General features: G+C 64.1%; 18 protein-coding genes and 1 pseudogene. 4 read left to right on the top strand and 15 right to left on the bottom strand.

The window, feature by feature from the left end; all coding sequences use genetic code 11:
* The first annotated feature begins 29 nt into the window (after nt 1-29).
* The gene (locus tag AMO33_RS31100) at nt 30-2,873 is read left to right on the top strand and encodes a sacsin N-terminal ATP-binding-like domain-containing protein (RefSeq protein ID WP_107103127.1); all 2,844 of its coding nucleotides are present in this window, start codon (nt 30-32) and stop codon (nt 2,871-2,873) included.
* A 13-nt stretch (nt 2,874-2,886) separates the two neighbouring features.
* Here AMO33_RS31100 and AMO33_RS17370 read toward each other — a convergent pair whose 3' ends face one another.
* Nucleotides 2,887-3,513 carry a TetR/AcrR family transcriptional regulator gene (locus tag AMO33_RS17370; RefSeq protein WP_011207178.1) on the bottom strand — a complete coding sequence of 209 codons (627 nt, stop codon included), beginning with the start codon at nt 3,511-3,513 and terminating at the stop codon, nt 2,887-2,889.
* A 121-nt stretch (nt 3,514-3,634) separates the two neighbouring features.
* On the opposite strand from AMO33_RS17370, the pseudogene AMO33_RS32625 reads away from it, so the two are divergent.
* Nucleotides 3,635-5,718, top strand: a pseudogene (locus AMO33_RS32625) (neutral/alkaline ceramidase).
* A 4-nt stretch (nt 5,719-5,722) separates the two neighbouring features.
* Here AMO33_RS32625 and AMO33_RS31625 read toward each other — a convergent pair.
* Complete coding sequence (locus AMO33_RS31625) at nt 5,723-5,962, bottom strand: DUF2530 domain-containing protein (protein ID WP_062954269.1); 240 nt, start codon at nt 5,960-5,962, stop codon at nt 5,723-5,725.
* A 213-nt stretch (nt 5,963-6,175) separates the two neighbouring features.
* Here AMO33_RS31625 and AMO33_RS31620 point away from each other — a divergent pair, with 213 nt between their 5' ends.
* Nucleotides 6,176-6,463 carry a MarR family winged helix-turn-helix transcriptional regulator gene (locus tag AMO33_RS31620; protein ID WP_261307352.1) on the top strand — a complete coding sequence of 96 codons (288 nt, stop codon included), beginning with the start codon at nt 6,176-6,178 and terminating at the stop codon, nt 6,461-6,463.
* A gap of 216 nt (nt 6,464-6,679) precedes the next feature.
* Nucleotides 6,680-6,871 (top strand): hypothetical protein, encoded by a 192-nt coding sequence (locus AMO33_RS17350; RefSeq protein ID WP_060593548.1) that lies wholly within the window; start codon nt 6,680-6,682, stop codon nt 6,869-6,871.
* A gap of 36 nt (nt 6,872-6,907) precedes the next feature.
* On the opposite strand, the gene AMO33_RS17345 is transcribed toward AMO33_RS17350, so the two are convergent.
* From AMO33_RS17345 to AMO33_RS17300, 13 genes are all read right to left on the bottom strand, one after another.
* The gene (locus AMO33_RS17345) at nt 6,908-7,306 is read right to left on the bottom strand and encodes a hypothetical protein (protein WP_139337594.1); all 399 of its coding nucleotides are present in this window, start codon (nt 7,304-7,306) and stop codon (nt 6,908-6,910) included.
* A 109-nt stretch (nt 7,307-7,415) separates the two neighbouring features.
* On the bottom strand, nt 7,416-7,949 hold the full coding sequence (locus AMO33_RS32195; RefSeq protein ID WP_174520488.1) for a phage upper tail fiber protein: 534 nt from the start codon (nt 7,947-7,949) through the stop codon (nt 7,416-7,418).
* 479 nt (nt 7,950-8,428) lie between these two features.
* Entirely contained in the window at nt 8,429-8,770 is a 342-nt protein-coding gene (locus tag AMO33_RS31090; RefSeq protein ID WP_060593546.1) for an LtfC-like domain-containing protein, read from the bottom strand.
* A 13-nt stretch (nt 8,771-8,783) separates the two neighbouring features.
* Complete coding sequence (locus AMO33_RS31615) at nt 8,784-10,016, bottom strand: hypothetical protein (RefSeq protein WP_139337595.1); 1,233 nt, start codon at nt 10,014-10,016, stop codon at nt 8,784-8,786.
* Between the two features lies 1 nt (nt 10,017).
* Nucleotides 10,018-10,317 (bottom strand): hypothetical protein, encoded by a 300-nt coding sequence (locus AMO33_RS17335; protein WP_060593545.1) that lies wholly within the window; start codon nt 10,315-10,317, stop codon nt 10,018-10,020.
* Entirely contained in the window at nt 10,314-11,009 is a 696-nt protein-coding gene (locus tag AMO33_RS31610) for a hypothetical protein (protein ID WP_139337596.1), read from the bottom strand. Before AMO33_RS31610 ends, AMO33_RS17335 begins: the two co-directional genes overlap by 4 nt.
* A complete protein-coding gene (locus tag AMO33_RS17330) occupies nt 11,010-11,339 on the bottom strand; it encodes a DUF2746 domain-containing protein (protein WP_060593544.1) in 330 nt (109 codons plus the stop codon). It abuts the gene before it with no gap.
* A 3-nt stretch (nt 11,340-11,342) separates the two neighbouring features.
* Nucleotides 11,343-11,606 carry a phage holin gene (locus AMO33_RS17325; protein ID WP_139337597.1) on the bottom strand — a complete coding sequence of 88 codons (264 nt, stop codon included), beginning with the start codon at nt 11,604-11,606 and terminating at the stop codon, nt 11,343-11,345.
* A 2-nt stretch (nt 11,607-11,608) separates the two neighbouring features.
* Nucleotides 11,609-12,889: an N-acetylmuramoyl-L-alanine amidase gene (locus AMO33_RS32615; protein WP_060593594.1), complete on the bottom strand. Its 1,281-nt coding sequence runs from the start codon at nt 12,887-12,889 to the stop codon at nt 11,609-11,611.
* 64 nt (nt 12,890-12,953) lie between these two features.
* Nucleotides 12,954-13,520, bottom strand: a complete 567-nt coding sequence (locus tag AMO33_RS30470; RefSeq protein WP_076574152.1) for a phage gene 29 protein family protein — start codon at nt 13,518-13,520, stop codon at nt 12,954-12,956.
* Nucleotides 13,521-15,188 carry a Gp37-like protein gene (locus tag AMO33_RS17310; RefSeq protein ID WP_060593592.1) on the bottom strand — a complete coding sequence of 556 codons (1,668 nt, stop codon included), beginning with the start codon at nt 15,186-15,188 and terminating at the stop codon, nt 13,521-13,523. It abuts the gene before it with no gap.
* An 8-nt stretch (nt 15,189-15,196) separates the two neighbouring features.
* Nucleotides 15,197-16,012: a phage tail protein gene (locus tag AMO33_RS17305; protein WP_240327547.1), complete on the bottom strand. Its 816-nt coding sequence runs from the start codon at nt 16,010-16,012 to the stop codon at nt 15,197-15,199.
* Between the two features lie 120 nt (nt 16,013-16,132).
* The gene (locus AMO33_RS17300; protein ID WP_060593590.1) at nt 16,133-21,016 is read right to left on the bottom strand and encodes a tape measure protein; all 4,884 of its coding nucleotides are present in this window, start codon (nt 21,014-21,016) and stop codon (nt 16,133-16,135) included.
* Between the last annotated feature and the right edge of the window lie 123 nt (nt 21,017-21,139).

Below are 21,139 nucleotides of genomic sequence, written 5' to 3'. Positions count from 1 at the left end.
CGTTCGGGACGGCGGGGCTGCGCGCGGGCGTGCTCGCGGCGTGGCGGGATTCCCCGACCCGGTTGCGGGAGGACGCCGCCACCGAAGCGGATCTGGTGCGCGCGGGCTACCGCGACCGGCTGCTCACCGAGCTGGCGCAGAACGCCGCCGACGCCGCCGCCCGGGCCGGCGTGCCAGGCGCCGTGTGGGTCCGGATCGACGGCGCCGAGCTGCACATCGCCAACACCGGTGCACCGCTGGATCTTTCGGGTGTGCACGCGCTCACCGCCCTGCGTGCCTCCGGCAAGACCGGCACCGCGGTCGGCCGCTTCGGCGTCGGTTTCACCGCCGTCCGTTCGGTGAGCGACGAGATCGAAGTGCGCTCCCGGCACGGCGGTCTGCACTTCTCCCTCGACCGTACCCGGGCCGCCCTCCGCGAGTCCGGCATCACCGCGACGATCACCGCGCCCCCGGTGCTGCGCCTGGCCTGGCCCGCCGCCACGCCACCCGCCCCGGACGCCGACACCGAGGTCGTGCTCCGGCTCCGCCCCGGCGTGGATGCCGCCGCCCTGCTGTCCGCCATGCGCGCCGAAGCCGTCGACCTCCTGCTGGAGCTCCCCGATCTGCGCGAAATACACATCGGCGCAGAAAAATTCACCGTCCGGTCGGCTCCCGTGGCATTGCCCGGTGATCGCGACGGCGCGGGCGGGATCGAGGACGTTCGGATCGCGGGCCCGGAGGGGGAGAGCCGGTGGTGGCAGTTCCGAACCCGCCGAGCGCGCTGGCTCCTGCCGGTTCGTGACGGCCGTCCGGTCCCCGCGACCCCGGACGTGCTGCGCGCCCCGACCCGCTCGGACGAGGAACTCTCGCTGCCCGCCCTGCTGATCGCCGACATCCCCATGCAGCCGGACCGCCGTCGCCTGCTGCCCGGCGCCCGCGTGCGCGAACTCGCCGAGGGCTACGCCGATTTCGCCCGCGCCCTCCCCGAACTCGACCGCCTCGTCCTGGTGCCTGCCCCCGGCTTCGCCCGCAGCGAAGCCGACAGCCTGATCCGGGAGGCGCTGCTGCACGAATTGCGCACGCGCGCCTGGCTGCCCGTCCTCGGCGCGCCCGAGACAGCGCGATCGCGCCGCGCCGAGGACGTCCTTCCGTCCGGCGGATTCGCCCCCGACCTCGCCTACCGGGGGATCACCGGACCCGAGCCGGGCCCCGACGGTTCGCCGCGCTCCGGCCGGCACGGCGTCGCCGTCCCCACCCGCGCGAGCGTCCTGCCCGGCCTCACCGCCGATCTCGCGTCGGTGCTCGGTGAGCTGACCGGTCCGCTCGTCCCGCCGGAGCTGTCCACCCCCCGCTACCTCGAACAGCTGGCGGTGCTGGACGTCCACCGCCTCGGCTTGGCCAGGTTGGCGGAGTTGTCGGCGGGCCTGGAGCGTTCGCCGTCGTGGTGGCGGGAGTTCTACGCGGCGCTGGAGCCCTTCGTGGTGGATCCGCTCGCGGCCGAGGAACTCGGGGCGCTGGCGGTGCCGCTGGCCGACGGCAGGCTGGTCACCGGCCCGCGCACGGTCCTGCTGGACGACCAGCTCGCGGAGGTCGTGCCACTGCACTGGGCGCGGCTGGTGCATCCGGAGGCGGCGCATCCGCTGCTGTCGCGGCTGGGCGCGCGGTCGGCGACGGCCGCGGACCTGCTCACCGACCCGGCCCTGCGCGCCGAGCTCGAGGACCGCCCCGACGACGAGGACACCGTCGACGCCGTGCTGCGGCTGGCGCCGAACGTCGCGCCGGAGGCCAGGCCCGGCTGGCTCGGCATGCTGGAACTGCCCGACGACAGCGGCGGCACACTGCCCGCCGACGAGTTGCTGCTGCCGGACGCCCCGCTGCGGGACCTGCTCGTCGCCGACGCGCCGTTCGGGACGGTCGCCCCGGCGATGGTCGAGGCCTACGGCGCCGAGGCGTTGCGCGCGGTGGGGGTCGGCTGGGACTTCACCCTCGTCACCGAGACCGACCCGACCGGCCCGGACCACCACCTCGACGACGAGGAGACCTGGTGGGCCTCGCTCGACGAGGATCCGCCGACCCTCGTCGCGGTTCGCGACCTGGACCTGATCGACGACCGCGCCTGGCCGCGCGCCCTGCGGCTGTTGGCCGCCGACCCGCGCACCCGGCCCCTGCTGGCCGATCCCCGCGGCTACACACCCTGGTGGCTGCGCAGGCACGCCCACCTCGACGGCATTCCGCTGGGCCACCATCGGCATCCGGCCGATCCCGAATTCACCGGTCTGCTGCCCGACTTCCCGGCCGCGGGCTTCGATCCGGCCGAACTCGCCGCCCTGCGCCCGGTCCTGGCCGATCCGGAAGCGCTGGACCTCGATCTCGCCGAGGCGCTGCTCGCCGCCCTCGCCGACCCGGATCGCAGCCCCGAGCCGGGCGTCGTCGCGGCCGCCCACCGCAGGCTGGCCGCCGCCGTGCAGGCCGGCCGGCTCGAGGTGAGCGACCTGGAACCGCCCGAGCGGGTGCGGGCCCTGTCCGGCGCGGCCGTCGATCCCGCCGACGCGATGGTGCTCGACGCGCCCTGGTTCGGCCTGGCGGTGGCGCCGAACCGGCTCGTCGCCGGAGCCGCGGACACCGCCGACTCGCTGGCCGCGCTGTTGGACCTCCCGCTGGTCTCCGAGGCGGTGACGGCCGAGGTGCTCGGCGAGGGCAGGCGCACCACCTGGGCGGCCGAACCGCTCGCCGTGGTGCTGCGCGAAACGCTGACCGCCCCCGCGGACGGCGATCTCGTCCTGCACGAGGAGTTGCGGGTCCGGCTGGACGGCGCGGTACGCGGCACGGTCGAGGTGCCGTGGTGGCGGACGGGCACGACCACGCACGTGCGGGCGCCCGAACTCCTGGGCTGAGCGCGCGGTCGGGTCAGGCGGCGTACCCCGCGACCATTTCGGCCAGGAGGTCGAGCTGGTCGCGCACGGCGGCGCTGTCGTTGTCGACCAGCCAGCGCAGCACCAGGCCGTCGATCACGTTGAGGGTGAACCGGCTCAACGTCTGCACGGGCACCGACCACTGCGTGCCGGTCGCGTCGCGCGCGTGGTCGAGGATGTCGGCGACGGTGGAATCGTTGAAGGTGTACTGCTCCCGGGCGATGGCCAGTTTCGCCGGGGTCTGCTCACCTTCGCGCAGGGCGTAGGTGGTGGTTTCGTAGGTGAGCAGTTGGCGTTCCGGGGTGGCTTCGATGTTCAACCACATCAGTTCCAGTCCGGCACGAACCAATTTCTGAAGCGCATCTTTTCCGCTTCCGACGTCCTGCCACACCGTTTCGTCGGCGTCCACGGAATCGCGCAATTCCATGGACAGCGCTTTGACCAGCTCGGTCATCAGCGCGTCCTTGTTCTCGAAGCAGTAGTGCACAACTCCGAGCGAAACGCCGGCCGCCTGCGCGACATCGCGCGTGGTCACGCCCGCGACGCCCTTTTTCTCGGCGAGGCCGATGGCCGCCTCGATAAGGTGGGCCCGTCGTTCTTCGACGCTCAATCGGGAGGACACCCCAGCGAGTTAAGCGCTCGTGACGCGCACAGTCAATTCTCCCCGCTGGATTCCGGCACTGGACGAGCGTCCAGTTGTGTGGTTCGCTGCCTGAATGACCGGATGGCTGGAGGGAGGCCGGATGACCAGGACGATCGAGGGCGAACAGCGCGCGGGACTGGACCGCCGAACCCTGCTGGCGCGCAGCGCGGTCGGCACGGTCGCGCTTGCCACGGCCGGGACGGTCGGCACGGTCGGCCAGGGCGTCGCCGCCGCGCCCGCGCTCGCCGCACCCGATTCCGGATACCGGGTCGGGCTCGGCATCTCCGACATCACCGGTCCCGCCGCTGAGTGCGGCATGATGGGCTACTCGCAGTTCGGCCAGGACACCGCGGGCATCCACCTGCGGCCGCGGGCCCGCGCGTTCGTCTTCGAGGCGGGTGCGGCCAGGGTGGTGTTCGCGGTCGCGGAGAACGGGATGATCGTCCAGTCGGTGCACCGCGGCGTGCTGCTGGAACTGGCCCGTCGCTTCGGCGACCGCTACACCGAGCAGAACGTGCTGCTCACCTCCACCCACTCGCACGCCACCTGCGGCGGCGCCAGCCACGACTACGCCTACAACCTGTCGGTGCTCGGCTTCCAGCAGCAGGTCTACGACGCCGAGGTGCAGGGGATCGTCGAGGCGATCGTCGCCGCGCACGAGGATCTCTCCCCGGCCACCCTCGCGCTCGGCCGGGCCGAACTGCACGACGCGAGCGTCAACCGCTCCCGGGTGGCGTTCGAACGCAATCCGGCCGAGGACCGGGCGCACTTCCCCGGCGCCATCGATCCGGCGGTCACCGCACTGTCGATCCGCAAGGGCGGCAGGGAGGTCGGGGCGATCACCTGGTTCGCCACCCACAACACCTCGATGACCAATCAGAACCGGCTGATCAGCTCCGACAACAAGGGCTATGCCGCCTTCGCGCACGAGCACATCGAGCACGGCGTGCGATACCTCGACGGCGCACCGGAATTCATCGCCGCCTTCGCCCAGACCAACGCGGGCGACATGTCACCGAACCTGAACCTGCGCCCCGGTTCCGGGCCCACCGACGACGAGTTCGCCAACACCCGGATCATCGGCGAACGCCAGCACGCGGCCTCGAAAGCCGCACTGGCCCAGGCCGCTCCGGTGCGCGGGCCGGTCCAGTCGCTGCTGTGCTACATCGACCTGGCCGACATCGCCGTCGACGGCCGGTTCACCCCGGACGGGCAGCCGCGGCGCACCGCGCCCGCCGCCGCGGGCGTCTCGCTGATCGCGGGCAGTGTGGAGGACGGTCCCGGGCTGCCCGGCGCGCCCATCCCCGAGGGCGTGCGCAATCCATTGATCGACGCGCTCGGCGACCCCCGTCGCCCCGCACCGTCCTGGCTGGCGGATGCCCAGGCCCCCAAGGTCATCGCCGCCCCGCTCGGACTGCTGCCGCCGGTGCCGTGGGTGCCGAACGTGGTGCCGATCCAGCTGGTGCGCATCGGCGAGCTGTACCTGGCGGCCGCGGGCGGTGAGTTCACCATCGTGGCGGGGTTGCGGGTGCGCCGCGCGGTCGCCGCCGCGCTCGGTGTCGACCTCGAGCAGGTGCTGCTCCAGGGCTACGCCAATGCCTACCACCAGTACGTCACCACGCCCGAGGAGTACGACGCCCAGCAGTACGAGGGCGGCTCGACGCTGTTCGGCCGCTACACACTGCCCGCCTATCAGCAGGAATTCACCCGGCTGGCAACGGCTTTGGCCACCGACGGCACGGTCGCGCGCGGCCCGGCCCCGCGCGACGTGTCCCACCTGCAACCGAATCTGGTGCCCGCACCCGGACCGGACACCGCCCTGCCCGACCTGACCTTCGGCGACGTGCTCGTCCAGCCCGCGCCCGGCTACGCGCGGGCGAGCAGGTGGTGGCCGAGTTCGTCTCGGCCCACCCGAAACACGACACGCGCCGCAACGGCACCTTCCTCGAGGTGCAGCGCCGGACGGCGGACGGCTGGGTGCGCGTGGCCAACGAGGGGGAGTGGGCGGTCCGCTTCCACTGGCGCAAGACCGGCACGGCCACCTCGATCGCCCGGTTCACCTGGGACATTCCCGCCGACGCCGCACCGGGCCGATACCGGTTCGTGCACTTCGCCGGTCGGCTCGCCCCCGACGGCAGCAGGCATCCGGTCACCGGCGTCACCGACGAATTCGACATCGCGTGAGCGCTCAGAGCCCGGTCTGGGCGCCCTTGTCCCCGCGCCGGGCGGCGCGGCGTTGAATCAGGAAGATCACCAGGCCGATCAGGCCGACGACCAGGCCCATGACGCACACCGGGCGAGCGGCCTCCCACCGCGGGCCGCCGACCCAGACCACGACCAGCGCGACCAGCCACAGCAGGCTGCCGACGGCGAGCACGGGCCGCGGGTCGGTCAGCCGCGGCGGGATCTGCGGCACGTTCGGGGTCACCACCCCAGCGTAGCGGGACAGATCGTGCGCAGCGACGCCGGCGGTTCCCGTATCGTTTGGCGGGTGACGACGCCATCGGATGTGAGAGCCCTGGCCGGCGAGCTGTCGCTGGCGGTGGTCCGGCTCACGCGGCATCTGCGCGGTCGCCGCACCGATTCGCCGGTGTCGCTGACGCAGCTCTCCGCGCTGGCCACGCTCGCCCGCGAGGGCGCGATGACACCGGGCGCGCTGGCGGCCAAGGAACGGGTGCAGCCGCCGTCGATGACGCGGGTGATCGCCTCGCTGTCGGATCTGAAGCTGGTGGAGCGCAAGCCGCATCCCACCGACGGCCGCCAGATCATCGTCTCGCTCTCGGAGTCGGGCCGCGCCCTGATCGCCGACGAGGCCAGTGCCCGCGAGGCATGGATGACCGAGCAGCTGTCCGGCCTCACCGGCGAACAGCTCGACGTGCTCGAGCAGGCGGTGGCGATCATGAAGCAGATCGTCGCCGAGTCGGAGTAGCGGCCGAGTCAGCGCGCGCCGAAAGGCTGGTCGCTGTCGACGATCTCGCGGCCGAGCGGGAACAGCGACAGCGGGATGAATTTCAGATTGGCCCAGCCGAATCAAACAGACTTCCAATGAATGACCTGGGAAAACACGAAACCCCTGACATGGCGGAACGTGTCGGGCCACGAATCGGGCTATGCGTGCAGGCCCTGGGCGCGATAGGCTCCCGGCATGACATCTTTGTTCCGTGCGGGCCTTGTCGTCCTAGGTCTGGTGATGGTGTGGCTTGGCCTGTCGGACTTCGAAGAAGCTTGGTGGGTCACCGTCCTGGGTGGTGTGCTGGTGCTCTGGGTGATCTTCGACGCCATCGAGCACCGGGGGAGTACCCGAACAGACACACCGCTTCCACGGCGCGAGCCGTAAGACGAAAAAGGCCCCTACCGAAAGGTAGGGGCTTTCTCATGTCACCCGGACGTACGAGTCCGCACCTCCGAGAAGACTAGCGCCGGCCGAACTGCTCGCTGCCGCCTGGAGCTTGATGATCGCGCCAGCAGTCACATCCTGTGTCACCTGGAGTGTGAAAGTCTGTGTCTTTCCTGCTGAGACAGACACCGATGCGTGCGTGGCGATGATCGCGCCGTTGTAGAGCAACTGGGTCCGGTACGTCCTTGAGATAGCCGAGCCGTTCTGAATCCTCACGCTGCCCGTGATGGTCGCTCCGGTCTTGTTGCTGGCGACCACTAGGCCAGTCGTGCCGTCCAACGTGGTCCCGGTGTAGGCCGGATCAGCAATCCAGTCCGGAACGTCCGTGAAGGTATTACCCGGGATGGCGTGATTCCCGTCCTTGTACATCGACACCGGCAGGAATGACGCGAAAACCATTGTGTCCCCGGCATATATTCGAGACACGCTCGAATCACCCACCCGGAACGTAGGGGTGGCGTCGCCTAGTCGAGTCGGCATCCGATCACCCCACGATCACGTAGAGCGTGGTGGACGGACGGCCAGCGCCTAAAGCGTCGTATGCGGCCTGAGTCAGCCGAACGACGTTGAGCACGGTCCCGTCAGTGCCCACCTTCCCGGCAAGCGCTGTGGTGAGCCCGGTGACCTCCGATTGAGGGTGCGTGTGCGCAGTCGGCGGACGCGAGTCCGATAGCCGGGCATCGTTGCCTTGGCAGACGGTTCCGGCCGAGGTGCCGAACATGCTTTGAACGCGCGTGGTCACGCGAGCATCGGTGTAGTACCTGTTCGCGCTGCCTTCCGGGACAGCATCTGTTGACCCTGGGGAAGGTGAGATTTCGACGTAGCCGGACCCGCTCCAGCGGTAAATCTTGCCGGTGTCCACGGCCACATAGATTTTCCCGCCTTCCCCGGTCGTCGGAAAGGTCTCCAGTGCTGAGCCTTCGACCACATCGTCCACGTAGGACGGGAGATAGGTCGATGGGATCAGCGCCGACGAGTCCAGCGGTGCGTACCCACCGGGCACGCCACGGTTAGCCATGGATTCCTTGCCATCTAGGGCCGACTGGAGGCCGGAGACTTCCCCGATTGAATGCGTGTGTGCGGTTGGTGGGAACGTGCTCGGTTTGTTGGTCAGAAGCTCGAAATCTGTCGGTCCGGGTGGACCGGGATCACCTTGGGGTCCCGGATCACCTTGTGGGCCGGGAACACCCTGGGGACCTTGAGGTCCCGGGTATGTCCCTTCGGACTCGGTAGGCCATGCACCACCGGTGCGGCGGTACAACTTCCCGCCTGCCAACCACACCGACCCATCGGGGGCGGAAGCCGGTAGGTCTGCGTAGGTAGGGACCTGTCCGGCCAGCGCAAGGCCGTCACCCGGAGGGCCTTGCTCGCCGGGCACTCCTGGATCACCCTTCGGCCCGGGTGGGCCGGGCATGGGCACTAGGACGCCTTCGGCTGGAGCAACGGATTCAGGTCCGATGGACGGCGGGGCGGTCCCGGACTCTTCGATGATGATCACTACGGCACCACCCATTCGACTTTTCCTTGTAGCAGCACCCGGTCGAGGGACGGGGTTTCATCCGTGTGCTTGAATATCAGTTGATACGGCGTCCGGTCCTCGATGGCGGCTCGCGCCGCTTCGGACTCGACACGGCAATACGCCGTGCTCCCGGTGATGGTGAACGGCCACTTGGTCCCCCCGGACCAATCGCCATCCGTGCCGTTCTGGAACTGGTAATACAGTTCGTGGCCGGTAGGATACGGCGCGGGAACGCCGTTCACCTTCCACGTATAGACGATCTCGAAATCGTCATTGACGATCAGATACAGTTTTTCGGCTTTGATCTTACGTCCAGCCATTGAAGCCCCTTCCTTATCCGATACCCGAGAAAATTCGGACATCGTTCCAAGAATTCGAGTCCGCGAATGACGCTCGGCTGACGCGCAGACCCGCGAACGTATTGGTCGGGGGTATTACTCGATGGGCGTTGCCTGTGTACAAACGTGGAGTGCCGTTAATTTCGATCCATGCAATACCCTGATAGACACAGAACGCCACCTTGTCCCCTGGGCTGACCGATACTCCGCTGGTGAGCTGATCAAAGTCGATCATGGACGGGTTGGTGAGCGATCCGGAGTAGCGAGCAATGTAGAGGGAACCGGCGAAGATGTTCGCGGATAGACCTTCCGTGCCAGCCGCGTTAGAGCACAGGATGAGAGACGAATCCGCACCGGTCTTCGGGGCGCTGAAGGTTCCCGCTGTGGCTTCCACACGGACCATTCCCGACGTGATCCCGGTATCGCGGATGAGTCCTCGGGAACCGTCTGTAGTTCCGATGGTCGACCACTCTCCGCTTCGGAGCGCCGCATTCTGGCCTATCTGAGTCCAGCCGTTCCCGGCCTCACCATCGGGCCGGTTGAAGTCGTCGTAGAAGACTTCCGACCACACCTGTTTCGGCGGGATCGAAGACGGCCGGTCGTAGTGGTCCAACCAGAGCATCTGTGCGTTTGCCAGCGCGGTATTCAGGAATCGGACACAGCGACGATCAGGCCCTAGTTTGAACGATGGCTTGATCATGCAGGACCCGACATAGGTCCCGTTTACCCAAATCCGAACCCACTCGTCCCGCTCGCACCACACCCGCAGCCAGACGTTCCCACTGCCACCGAACGGCACCGGGGACGCCCATGTCGCGGCGTCACCATCCCAGGACATGACGTTTTGGAAGTGGCTGACCATCACTTGATTACCGCCAGCGGCAGGCGCGTACATCAACCGAACGCCGACCACGTTCTGAAAGGACGCGCCGATCCGCGACCATGAATCGGTGAAGTACGTTGAGAAGCCCTGAGAGGCCAGCCCCTCTACGGGCCAATAGATTTCAAAGTCCAGGCCCCAATTCGGGGTGAAGGGCTGCCACTGGTACGACGGGCCTCCGCCGTTGACGGTGAGAAAGTTGCCGTTGACGAGTAGAGAGCTACCGGTGAAAGCGCTTGCTCCATCGCCCAGGTGGACCCAGGGCCGCTGCAACGGCCCTGGTAGATAGTCGAACTCGTCCCGCCAACCTGCCCACGCTAGGGGCAGGTTGCGCCTTAGAAGAAACACGTCACGGCTCCACTAGTCCGCTGACCGTGGCATCCGGGAACGTCACGAGGATGTCCCTCATGCTGTCGAGCATCTGACGCACCTGCCGGAGCCCTAGGCCCTCTAGGTGCTGCCGGTAGCGGTCCGGGTCGGCTTGTAGTTTCGCCTTTGCGTCATCAATGCACGGGATGACGACGGCGGCAGTGTCCATGTCGAACACTCGCCCATCGAAAAGATCATTGATGATCGGCTCGAACTGGGGAGGGATGCGGATATGGTCCGCCATCACTCCGCCGTTGGAGATGATTTCAAACTCTTTCATGCCACCTCTGAAGGCTCTTGGATATTCGGGTCGTACAGGACGCCGAAGACCAGAATTTGCAGGACTACCGGAGCGACAGAACCGGTAACCGAAGTGACGTTTACGTATAGTCGCTCGCGGTTGGACACTTCGTGTCCACCGAGAATCTGCCAGTTCGCGCGGGTTTGATTCGCAGTCAGCGTGTACGTCTCGACCACGGAATTAACGGTTCCGGCAGCATTCCACTTCTTCAGCTCGAACGTCATACCGTTCGGCTGCGACAGCAAGGCGACGTGAATATCTGTCACTTTCCGCTTCAGTCCAGCGGGTACGTTCTGACAGAGGCCGATCAGTAGCTCATTCTCGCCCAGCACTACGGCGGCAGATGCCGCAACGAATTCAGCTTCCCAGTATGAGGCTGCGTTGTAGGCGGTGGCGGCGGTAGCTTCAGCCGCAGCGGCAGCGTTGACCGCTGCCTGAGCTTCGGTAACGGCCTGTCCGGCGGCCCCGGAAGCCGCCTGTGCGATGGAATACGTATTGTCAATACGTTCCCGGACATTGGTCCGGTGCTCGTCTTGGGCCTTGATCGCCTTTGTCTTGGCACCGTTGGTGACGATGCCCAGTACGGCATCCTCTTCGATCCCTTGGCCGTACCGGCCACTGTCCCCCAATTGCCACGCGCCATCGGGCTTAGGGCCTACGGGGTAACTCACCTAGATCCCCTTCGGTCGTTCCAACTCTCGTAGACGACCGTGCGTGTCTCGAAGGTGCTCGCGAATACTCGCCATGTCCTTGCGGTACTCGTCTCGGAAGTCTCGATGCTCATCCCGGAAATCCCGGAACTCATCTCGAATCGCGTCCAGGTCGTCCCGAAGATTTGTGTCGTGCGTATTCGCTACCTGCTCGTGAACTTCGGTGATTGTCTGCTTCTGCTCTTCCTGGGAGGCCCGGAGGCCGCGCGTCTGAAGCCATTGCGATACGACGTAGGCAACGATCATCAGCGCGGCCAGCCAGCCAGGAGCGCCAGCGGGAATGTCGATCAAACGTCACTCCCGAATTTGGAAAGCGCCGACCGTAGCGCCCGGACCATCCTCCGCCGGGGAGGCGGCAGGGGCGTTGTCGGCACTATCCGACCGGTTCACGTTGAAAGCGGCCAGCATGGCAATCAGAGTGCCGATAGCAGGTCCGACCGCGTTCATGATGGTGTCGGACTGGTCGGCGGTAATGACGCCCAGGAGCATAAGCACACCACACGCAACACCAGCGACGCTGTAGATCACCAGGCGGATAGCCGAATTCTTCTCGTACATCACTAGGCCGCCTTCATATCCTTGGTTCCGGGAACTTCGAGCTTCGCGGCAATGGCCGCTTGGAGGTCGTAGGCAGACCGATTTCCGCCTTGTGCGAATCCGTCGAACTTCGCAGCCTTACCGTCTCGAATGGCCTCTGCGACGCCAGCACCGCTGAGTTGATCCAGGGCAGCCATAAGCATTCGTTCCATACGAACCAAGCGGAAGTCAATCCACTTAATCATGTCCTCACGGCTGACCTTCTGGCCCTCCTTGTTTTCGATAATTTCGCCCCAGCTCAATTCATCCTCACTTTCGCCAGTACCGGCGTACTTGTTCACGTAGGTGGTGAAAACGTCCCAGGGGAATCCGTCGCCTACGTCTGTATGGGTCCCGATACCTAGAACCCGGGTCACGTATCGGTGATCGGAAATGCCCGGCGCTCGCCTATAGGGCGGCGCGATAACGTCTGTTGGGATGCCGTATTTCCGGCAATCTTGGACGGCTAGGTACGCGGCAATCTCGATATCGCGTTCCCGCATGAGCCATTCAGCACGCGACCAGCTTGCACGCGACCCGGCAAAACACAGATTGATGGTGTACGCGTTCGCATCCAAGACGGACCACGACGCGTAGTCGGTATCCACTACGTCACACACAATGCCGTCGCGGACCGTGTAGTGGTATGAGACTCCGTTGCTTCCATCACAGTATCGGGCGAGCGCTTCAGCACTCGAGTTTCCTTCCTCGGTGTGAAGAAGGAAGTTGACCGGTGGGCGGGTGCGATTACTCCGCCCTCCGCCCGTCATTCGGTCGATTTCGGTAAATGCAGGCTTGGACATAGGCAACCTTTTTTCGGCGGGCACAAAGCCCGCTAGGCGGTCGTAAAGGGCTTGCGCGTCTTTCATCCGCTCGTCGTAGCGGTGTGGGTATGCGGACCGCTGGACTGCCTGGGCGTACCAGCCCGGGGAATGCTCGTTGGAGTTGTAATCAAGACGGGCCAGCCGCTCGAAGAACAAACCCGCGCTGAGCGTCGGGTCCATGCATGTTGCGCAGTCGGCCCACCAATAAGCCCCGCCCGCGCCGCGAACGATCTGCTGTTGGAACAGGCCCACCGAGAAGCCATCTCGTCCCACACGTTCGTGTGGTAGGCGTAGGGACTCAGGGACCTTCTCGTTGGCGTACATGATGAAATCGCACTCCACGTACACCGTCGCGAACGCGATCACGATTCCTCGGGGCGTGATGCCCCGCCGACGCCCTTCGGCCAGGATGGCTAGGGCGTACTCATCTTTCTTGCTCATCTGTCCTCGATCTTTTGAGAAATATCGAGGAATCCCCCGGACTTCGGTCCGGGGTTTTTCGTTTCTAGATTCCTCGGTTCTTCCGAAGGATTCCGTCGCGCTTCTTGCCGACCATTTCCGCCGCGATCACGCGGCGGGCTTCAGCAGGGCTACAGGCCATTAGATATCCGTTGACCGTACTGACACTATGGTCGGACGGATTGAACGGCTCTCCGTTCGATTCAGAGGCCGTAGCGTCCGGGTCCCACTTCGGTACCCGGTCACCGAGCATTCCCGCGTGATACAGCCTTTCGGCCATTACGGCCTGCTCATGCGGCGTGTACGCCAGCGGGTCCGGGATCGTCATAGGGTCCGGTTCCTCGGCGTCGACATCCACGATCTCTGCCGCACCGTTCAGGTACGTTTGTTGGCCGCGCCACGGAGTTCGAACCTTCTTGGTCTGCAACTCCGGGTGGTGCCGGAAACCCAGGTCCCAGAGAAGCTGCGACCATTGTTCCTGTGCCTCGTCCTGGACGAGTAGCGGAGTGGAGCCGACGAACGGCAGTACAGCGAGAGCCCACCGGAAAATACGTCGGGGATTCGGCTCTTCGCCTTCGGCCGGTTGGCAATTCTCGTACGTAGGTCTTGCCACTTAGATGACTCCCAAATCGTGAAGAATGCTTAGAATTTCCTCGAACTTCTCCCACGCCTTGACCACCGGGTCCTCGGGCTCGCGAGCGCCGACGATGATGTCCCAGTGAGGGGACTCGGTACGAGACCAGGAAAGCGTCAGCTCGGATACGCGATCCACGAAGATTCGGCCCGGTGCCATTCCCTGTACGGTGGAGCCGATACGGTCACCGATGAAGAAATGGCCGTAGCCCTTCTGGCCGACGAAGTAGCCACTGGCACCGTCTTGTACGGTGATCTTGTGGGATGTCGTTTCCCGGGTTTCCCAGAGGCCCGCTCGCATGGCGAGAAGCCACGCGATTGTGTACGCCCTGTCCCCACCATCCGCGAATTTCTCGAAGTAGTGGAATCCCTGGGTAGAGAGCCGTTGTGCCCGTGCTGGGTCTTTCCACTTGCCGAAGGCCAGAAAAACGTCACTATAGATAGGCTTCAGTGCCGTGTCAGCGATTCCGCCAAGGGGCGGAACTCCTGGTATCGCGGCCGTCAGATCAAATACAGCCTGCACGGCTATACTGATCATTTCATTCACGCCGGGCATGGATTTACCACCGGAGACGACCCCGACATCCGTCGCGGGCCTCCAGCTGAATTCGGAGGTTTCTACCCCTCCACCCTTGGTGGACTCGTAGAAGATGACGCCAGGGACTTCCGGCAGCGTGCCCTTGTAGCCCGGCTGGAAGTACTCCGGCGGCATATTCGGGTCTGGAAGCGTCCTACGCACGTCGGACAAGTAGTTGTCCCCAGACGAGACGAAAAAGTCCGTTACGGCGTGCGTGAGGCCGCCGAAAATGTCACCGCCGAAGCTCGTCCCCGTGGCGAACCCGGAATTGTCGATGAGGTCCCACACGAGGCAGCCGTGACGCACGTTCGCGCCCGGCCAAGGCGGCTCATCACCTTCCAACCACCTACGGCATTCCCAGGTGAGCTGAGCATCCTCGGCCACTTTCTTCGACACGTCGTGCATGTACTTGAATCGGCCGTGAACCAAGGCACCGATTGTGTTATCCGGCGTCAGGTCCGGTTTGACAACCTGGGTCCATGTGGTCTGATCCAAATTGAACCACTTCGACGGGTCCATTGGATTGTCCGGTAGCGTCCAGAGGGAAGACTCTAGGCGTAGTAGATTTACAAATAGGGTGGTCTTTAGCGCCCACCGAGCTTTTCCGAACAGAATCCAAAGCTTTGGAAACTGCACCTCGGGGGGTAGGAACGGATTCGAATAGACGAGGATGTGCTTCAGGTGCTCGTAATCGTGTTTGAAGGTGGCGCGGACATACCGCTTACCTTCCGAGTCCTTGATAATCTTCAGCTCGTCAATGCTGCCGGACCAACGAGCGCCTTCCTTGTCACACGTAATGTGGACGTTCGTGGTCTGCCGCTCGTCAATGTCGACCAGCCAGCGGGACAGGTAGTAATCCAGCGGCATCTCGATAACCGCAGTACCGGTTTCATTGAGTAGCCACTGAAAACTAGCCTCGTATTCTTGCTTGACGTATCCGCGAAGATTCCAATCACCATCCCAGAGACGCACCAGGGGCGGCCGTAGCCGCCTCTCGGCGTCCCTCTTGAGACGTTCGGTAATCTCTTCGAATACGGCGTCAAAGTCGATTGTCTCGACTGGAGCCGTCATAGAAACCTCTAATCAAGGCCCCACGGGCGGGACCAATTCAACGGACAACGGACTTGCACACCCACGCCAGCGGGCGCACCCTTGACCCCGACCGGCAGCACGACCGGCTTTTTCACGGTCGGGTGATTCCGAGTCCCCAGATAGGGAGGAATCGGGTATAGGAATCGCACGCCCTTCATGCGCTGGTAGACCTGGGTGTCGATATTCGAGACCACTTGGTCTTGTTGCTCATCGGTGTTGACCCGCAGGTGCTCGCCCGCGATGAGTGCGGGAAGCTTGATCTTGCGCTGAGCGTCCGCGTCGGGACGCTCGTACCTGTCGTCTCCGAAAGAGAAGTCCGGTAGCTCGTAGACCGCACCCGGGTACGCCTGTACAACCCACACCAACCACATTTCTGTGTCGGTGGGATTCGACACCGTGACCGTGCCATACGACCATGTGCCGTTAGTGGTATCGGTCGGGTTGATCCACTTTGCGGTGACGTCTGGTTGTCGCCAGCGGGGGAATCCCGCTGTCAGGAAATAATCCGCGTGAACGTACTGCCGCTTGAAAGGGTCAAGGTCTAGGACATATTCGGGCTCGCTGGTGAGCCGTAGATCAAGCCATCGGCTACCCCACTCGTCGGTGCGGCACCAGAGCTTGGAGTCCTTGTCTGGCCGGAAAGCCTTGCGAAATTCTGAGTCGTTGCGCTGAAACGTCTCGTCGTCGGTTCGGACGAATTCCAGGGGCAGGGTGATGTCGCGCTTTTCGACACGGTAGCCACCGGGAGTAGAGCCGATCTGATACGCGGTAGCGTTCCAAATCGTCTCGACGGGCTCGTCCATCAGACCTTGCGGGCCGGGTCCCAGGATCACGCCCCGGGACCCGGCGTTCTCCCCGTAGATCGGGAAGAAGTCGTTTCCGCGCCAAGACTCAATTTCGAAATTGAGTCCTGTATCCAAAAATTACCTCCGCATATAGGTGCGAACCGCGCGGGAGTTCTCCGAACGCACCTTTCGGATGCCTTCGCTCACGCGATCCGTATTCACGGTCACGTTCGGTCGGGCGAGTAGTGCGCGTTCGAATTCCTCGCGGCTGATGCCCTGGGACGCTGGAGCGTCCAGGGTCGACCCGGCGAACTGGCGAAGTTGCTCGGGGCTGGAGAAAATCGGCTCTGGCCTGGAGGAAAGGTTGATGCCCATCTCTCCGGGCTCCAGCCAGCCGCCGTTATCGAACACCTTCGGTGCCTTGGCGCGGGCCTTCTTCACCCAGTCCGGGGCCTCACCATCGGGGCCGGGGATGAATCCCAATTGTTGAAGAACTTCGGCCGGATTGAAGTGCGTAGAGCCGGTGACGCTCCTCGCGTCGTCCTCGTCGTCGTCCTCATTGGCGAGCGCGACGACTTGATCGGCCACGTCCCACCAGTGCGAGCCCGATACCTTGTCCGGCAACTGCTCTTTGAACGCGTCGAACGCGGCACCGGCAGCATTGGAAGCTGCATTAGTGAAGATGTCCCGGACGGTCTGGGCCGGGGTCTTCTCGTCCTCATCCGGGGCCTGAGCCTCTTGGATCGCACGGGAGTACTCCGCGTCCGCCTGGGCCTTGTCGATGGCGGTCGACGTGGGGTCGTCGTAGACCTCGTTCCGGCGCTCTCGCGCCGCCTGGACAGCGGCTAGCTTGCTGATCCGGTCGGCTTCCTCCTCGGAGTACATCCGGCTCAGCTCAGGCGCTTCAGGCGCGATCCGTTCGCCGCCGTCGATCTGCCCTTGACGGTCCTTCTGCCGCTGCTTCTCGATCACCTTGTCTTCGGCGTCGGCAACGTCCAGGTCCGCTAGGCGACGATCAGACGGAGACGATTCCGCGTCGGCGTAGACCTCATCGCGACGTTCCTTCGCCTTCTGGACAGCGATATGGAGCCGCTCTAGTTCCCGCTCATCCTCGGCGGTCCACTCGATGAGCGTCCCGCCACTGATGCCTCCACCACCCTCTAGGTAGCCCTTGATCAGGCTGTTAGGCAGGTGGAACTTGAACGGAAACTGTGAATCCGTCGCGCCAGCACGACTACCACCGATTCCCGAAGTGCCATGCGCCCCACCGGATTCGACCGGCTGCCCGGCCAGTGTCGCGGCCATGTGCTCTTGCGAGACACCAACACGGAAGTATGTCCCAGAGGGGCCTAGGCCCGGCTCCAGTCCGGCTGTGCTGCCGTCCAATAGGCTGTACGTGGTATAGAGCCTCTTGGTAGAGCCTTCGATGCCCATGAGAATTTGCTGAAGCCAGCCGACGAATCCAGAGCAATCGAAGTTGGTCGGCCCGGTCCCGCCCCACACGTATTTGTTGCCTTCGACAGACCTTGCGGCTTCGACTGCCTTTTGCACGCCGTAAGGGACACTTCCGCCTGCGGCGTACATCGGAAGTTGTTGTAGTTGTTGCAGCTCCGGGGCATCCCGGTTGATCATCTTCAGCAGTCCGCGCCACTTCCGGGCGGACTTCTCCTTAACGACCTCTTCACCCGGCGATACCCAGGCGGTGGGCCTTCCCGTCGTCGGATCAATACCTAGGATGTTGTCCGACGTACCGGTACCCGGGCCTTGGATGGTCCCGCCCGTAGCAAATCCGGGAATCGTCCCGCCACCCGCACGTGCGGGTAGCGGACGTGGACGAGCGGCTTCCGGGATTTGTAGAAATGCCTCGTTGCCGACTTCGTTTTGAACCCGGACCCGGACCACCTTGTCGGGAATTTGCTTCGCAATCAGCTTGTCGATTTCGGCAATGACGTTCGGAATGTCCGGTGCCTCCACCGAGAAAACTCCCGGCTTGCCCGTGACCTCCGTGACCTTCGCCCCGGCAGCCTGAAGCTGCGCGATAACTTCAGCCGACCCGGTGAGCTTGGTGTCGATGGTGACACCTTCACGGTTTGCGTCCATCAAGGCCCGCATCACGGTCAGCTTTTGTGTAACGTCGCTCGCACCACGGAGATTGACCAACGTAGTGATCTGGTCCGGCATGTAGCCGACCGATTCCGCGAGCTGAACAATCTGTTCCTCGGTTAGCCCGACCGCGCTACCCAGGTCCCGCAAGACCTGAGCGTTGCGCTCGAACACCGGTCCCATATCGCCACCGGAGGCAGCCACTTGGGCGGTCTCGTCCCGAAGTTCCTTGAGAACGTCACGGAGCTTCGACCCGTTTTCGGTGAGCGTATTCACGCCACCAGTCGCGGCGTCGATCAGCTCCGCGCCGAATCCCTTCGACGTGTCCCACTTGTCAGAGGTCGACCCGATAACGTCTCGGATCGCGTCGTTGTAGGACTGCATCGCGTCTTCTAGCTCCACCGGCTTACCCGACAGAGCATCAAGCGCCTTTTTAAGGGCGCTCACGCGGTCGTCAGCCTCCGCAGAAGAGCTAGACAGGGTTTCTACCGCTTCGGTCAGCGAGCCTAGCCCTGGCGTCGAATTTCGCGCCGCGTCGAGCATAGACACGATATCCGAGCGAGTATCCTGGAATATCTGTGCAACACGTTGTCCCGAGTCACCGGCAGAATTGAGCGCGTTGATGAACTGGTTGTATGCGTCGCCGCCTTCAGCGACGACTTTGCCCAGATCATCTACGTCTAGCTTTTGCTGATTCAGGACGTCCAGCAGAGTGTTATTCTGCTCAATGGCACGTTGCGTCTGTGCGTACCCAGAATTGTCGATAGGCGGTGCAGGCGCACCAAGTCGCATCCAGGCATTCGTAGAAAACTCGTTCTTGAACGACTCCCAGGCCGAATGCCCTTCGTCCGCAATCTTCTGGATCGCGGAGATGCGGGCTTGAACTAGGTTTCCGGCTTCCTGGATGGCCTTCGCATCCAGTTTGCCGCCCGTTTCATTGAGCGCGCTCTGTAGCTTTCGCTGGGCCTTCTCGCTTGCGACCACCGACTGTGTGAAGGCGTCTTGTACCTTCTGGGTCTTGCTCGTATGGCCCTGGTAGACCATATAGCCCGCAAAGGCACCGGCCAGCGCGATAGCCCACGGACCGCCGAGCATGTTGACAACGGACGAGAGTCCTCGGCCCACAGTCGCTAGTCCGGCCGTGGCGTACGCCTGGAGCCGACCGGCAGCCGCCATCGCGGCAGCACTACTGCGATACAGCGCACCGGTAAGTGCGTTGGTGGAGGTAGCGGCAGCAGCCGCCTGTCCAGCCCATCGGGTGAGTGCGTTCGTTGCCAGGTTCGCGTTGTAGGCGTTCTGCGCGAACGCACGGGCCGACGCCAGACGCGAGCGGATCGCACCTTGGGTTACCGGGACCTCTTGGCCGATACTCGCCAGGTAGGCGCGAATGGCCGCATTGTGCATGACGAGCGCGCGGGACAACGCGGCCTGAGCGGCAATCGTGGCCGGAGACAGCAGATTTCGGAAAGCCGTCATCGCCTCGAAGCCGACATGCACCGCCTTCGCGGTGGTCATCGCAGCGGCGTACGCCGTAAGGCCCGCCGCGACCAGCCACGTGTTATCAGCCACCAGGGCTAGGGTTCGGGCGAAGTGCTCCAGCACCACGGAGCCGACGACACCGGCGTCACCAAGGATCGACGCTAGAGAGCGTCCAACGGTTTGCGCCGCATCGCCAAGCTTCTTGAAGGTCTCGGCCAGCGTCTCACCGATGCCCTTGACCTCGGTGTACCCGCTCCCGTCAACCTTTCCGCCGCGTAGGGCGTCGAAGAAGTCACGAACCCCAGACAGGTCCTTGGACCGGATCGCATTCCACAGCGAAATTACCGCTTCGCGGATGCGGAATAGGTATTCGACCGGCTTCGAATCTTCCTCGAAGCCGAAAGTCATGCCTTCACCGAGATACTTCCCATCCTTCAGGATGGAGAAGACTCCACGGATACCGTCGACGGTTTGCCGCGCCCTGACACCGAACTTCTCCCAGTTCGAGGCCGCGCCCGTAATCGATTTACCGTGTGTCTGGAACGCCTGTCCCATCTCGGTAAGGTTGGTGGCGACACTGGTAGCTACCCGCTTGGCGATTGGGGTTACCTTGTCGGCCCACCCGGTGAAGAGTTTCAGTGCTTCCTTGGTCATCGGCAGGAATGGCGCTAGGACCGCCTCACCGATACGGCCTAGGGCCGCTTGGAAGTTCTTCCACCCGCCGCGAAGAGTCTTGCCGGACTCCAGCGCGGCACCACCAATATTTTCCTCGATGACCTTGCGGAAAGTCTCAGCGTCGACCTTGCCCGACTTGACCATCTCGGACAGCTCTTCAGCGGACTTGCCATATTCCTCTTGAAGCCACTGAAAAATAGGAATACCACGATTGGCAAGCATATTCAGATCGTCTGTATATGCTTTTCCGCTCGTGGTGACCTTGTTCAGGATGAAGCCCATTTCACCCAGCGACGCACCCGCGATAGTCGCGGCGTCGGCGGTGAGCTTCAGGTACCGAGTTAGTTCCTCGCCCGGCTTGACACCGGCAGCAACAGCAGACGCCGCAATGGTGGCGGCTTCGCCCATGCCGAAGGCCGTGCCACGCACGGCAGCCATAGCGGACTCCATGATGGTCGCTACGCCTTCGGCCGTGTGCCCTAGACCGGCTAGCTTGCCCTTGGCGTCGTCAATCGCGACCATGCGCTGAAAGCCCTTGGACAGGGCTGTACCAACGAGGGCACCGGCCACCAGGCCGACACCCGTCGCGGCAGTTTTCAGCGTCGAGCCCAGACCAGCGGCCAGCCGCGAGCCCATGCCCTCACCGGTACGAGTCGCCTGCGGCTCCAAGCCACTGAGCGACTGTTGTACCTGACCGGGGACCTTGGAGGACTCCACGACCAGCGACACATACGCGGTCGCGATTTCAGCGCCTTGCGTCGTCACGCGTCAGCCCTCCCATAGTCCATTAGTCAGCAGTTGCGCGAGCCTGAGCCGCATTTCTGCGACGCTGAAGCTCTGCGCGGATTTCGCTAAGGTCGTAGCCTTGCGATTCAGATTCAGATTCAT

Source organism: Nocardia farcinica, assembly GCF_001182745.1.
GTDB lineage: Bacteria > Actinomycetota > Actinomycetes > Mycobacteriales > Mycobacteriaceae > Nocardia > Nocardia farcinica.
Note: the sequence above shows the minus strand (reverse complement) of the source record. Positions and strands in the feature narration are given on the sequence as shown.

Coding starts and splice junctions, on each gene's coding strand:
- AMO33_RS31620 (WP_261307352.1), top strand. CDS start 6,176: ATGACACCGGGCGCGCTGGCGGCCAAGGAACGGGTGCAGCCGCCGTCG.
- AMO33_RS17350 (WP_060593548.1), top strand. CDS start 6,680: ATGACATCTTTGTTCCGTGCGGGCCTTGTCGTCCTAGGTCTGGTGATG.
- AMO33_RS32195 (WP_174520488.1), bottom strand. CDS start 7,949: ATGGCTAACCGTGGCGTGCCCGGTGGGTACGCACCGCTGGACTCGTCG.
- AMO33_RS31090 (WP_060593546.1), bottom strand. CDS start 8,770: ATGGCTGGACGTAAGATCAAAGCCGAAAAACTGTATCTGATCGTCAAT.
- AMO33_RS17335 (WP_060593545.1), bottom strand. CDS start 10,317: ATGAAAGAGTTTGAAATCATCTCCAACGGCGGAGTGATGGCGGACCAT.
- AMO33_RS17325 (WP_139337597.1), bottom strand. CDS start 11,606: ATGTACGAGAAGAATTCGGCTATCCGCCTGGTGATCTACAGCGTCGCT.
- AMO33_RS32615 (WP_060593594.1), bottom strand. CDS start 12,889: ATGAGCAAGAAAGATGAGTACGCCCTAGCCATCCTGGCCGAAGGGCGT.
- AMO33_RS17310 (WP_060593592.1), bottom strand. CDS start 15,188: ATGACGGCTCCAGTCGAGACAATCGACTTTGACGCCGTATTCGAAGAG.
- AMO33_RS17305 (WP_240327547.1), bottom strand. CDS start 16,012: ATGGACGAGCCCGTCGAGACGATTTGGAACGCTACCGCGTATCAGATC.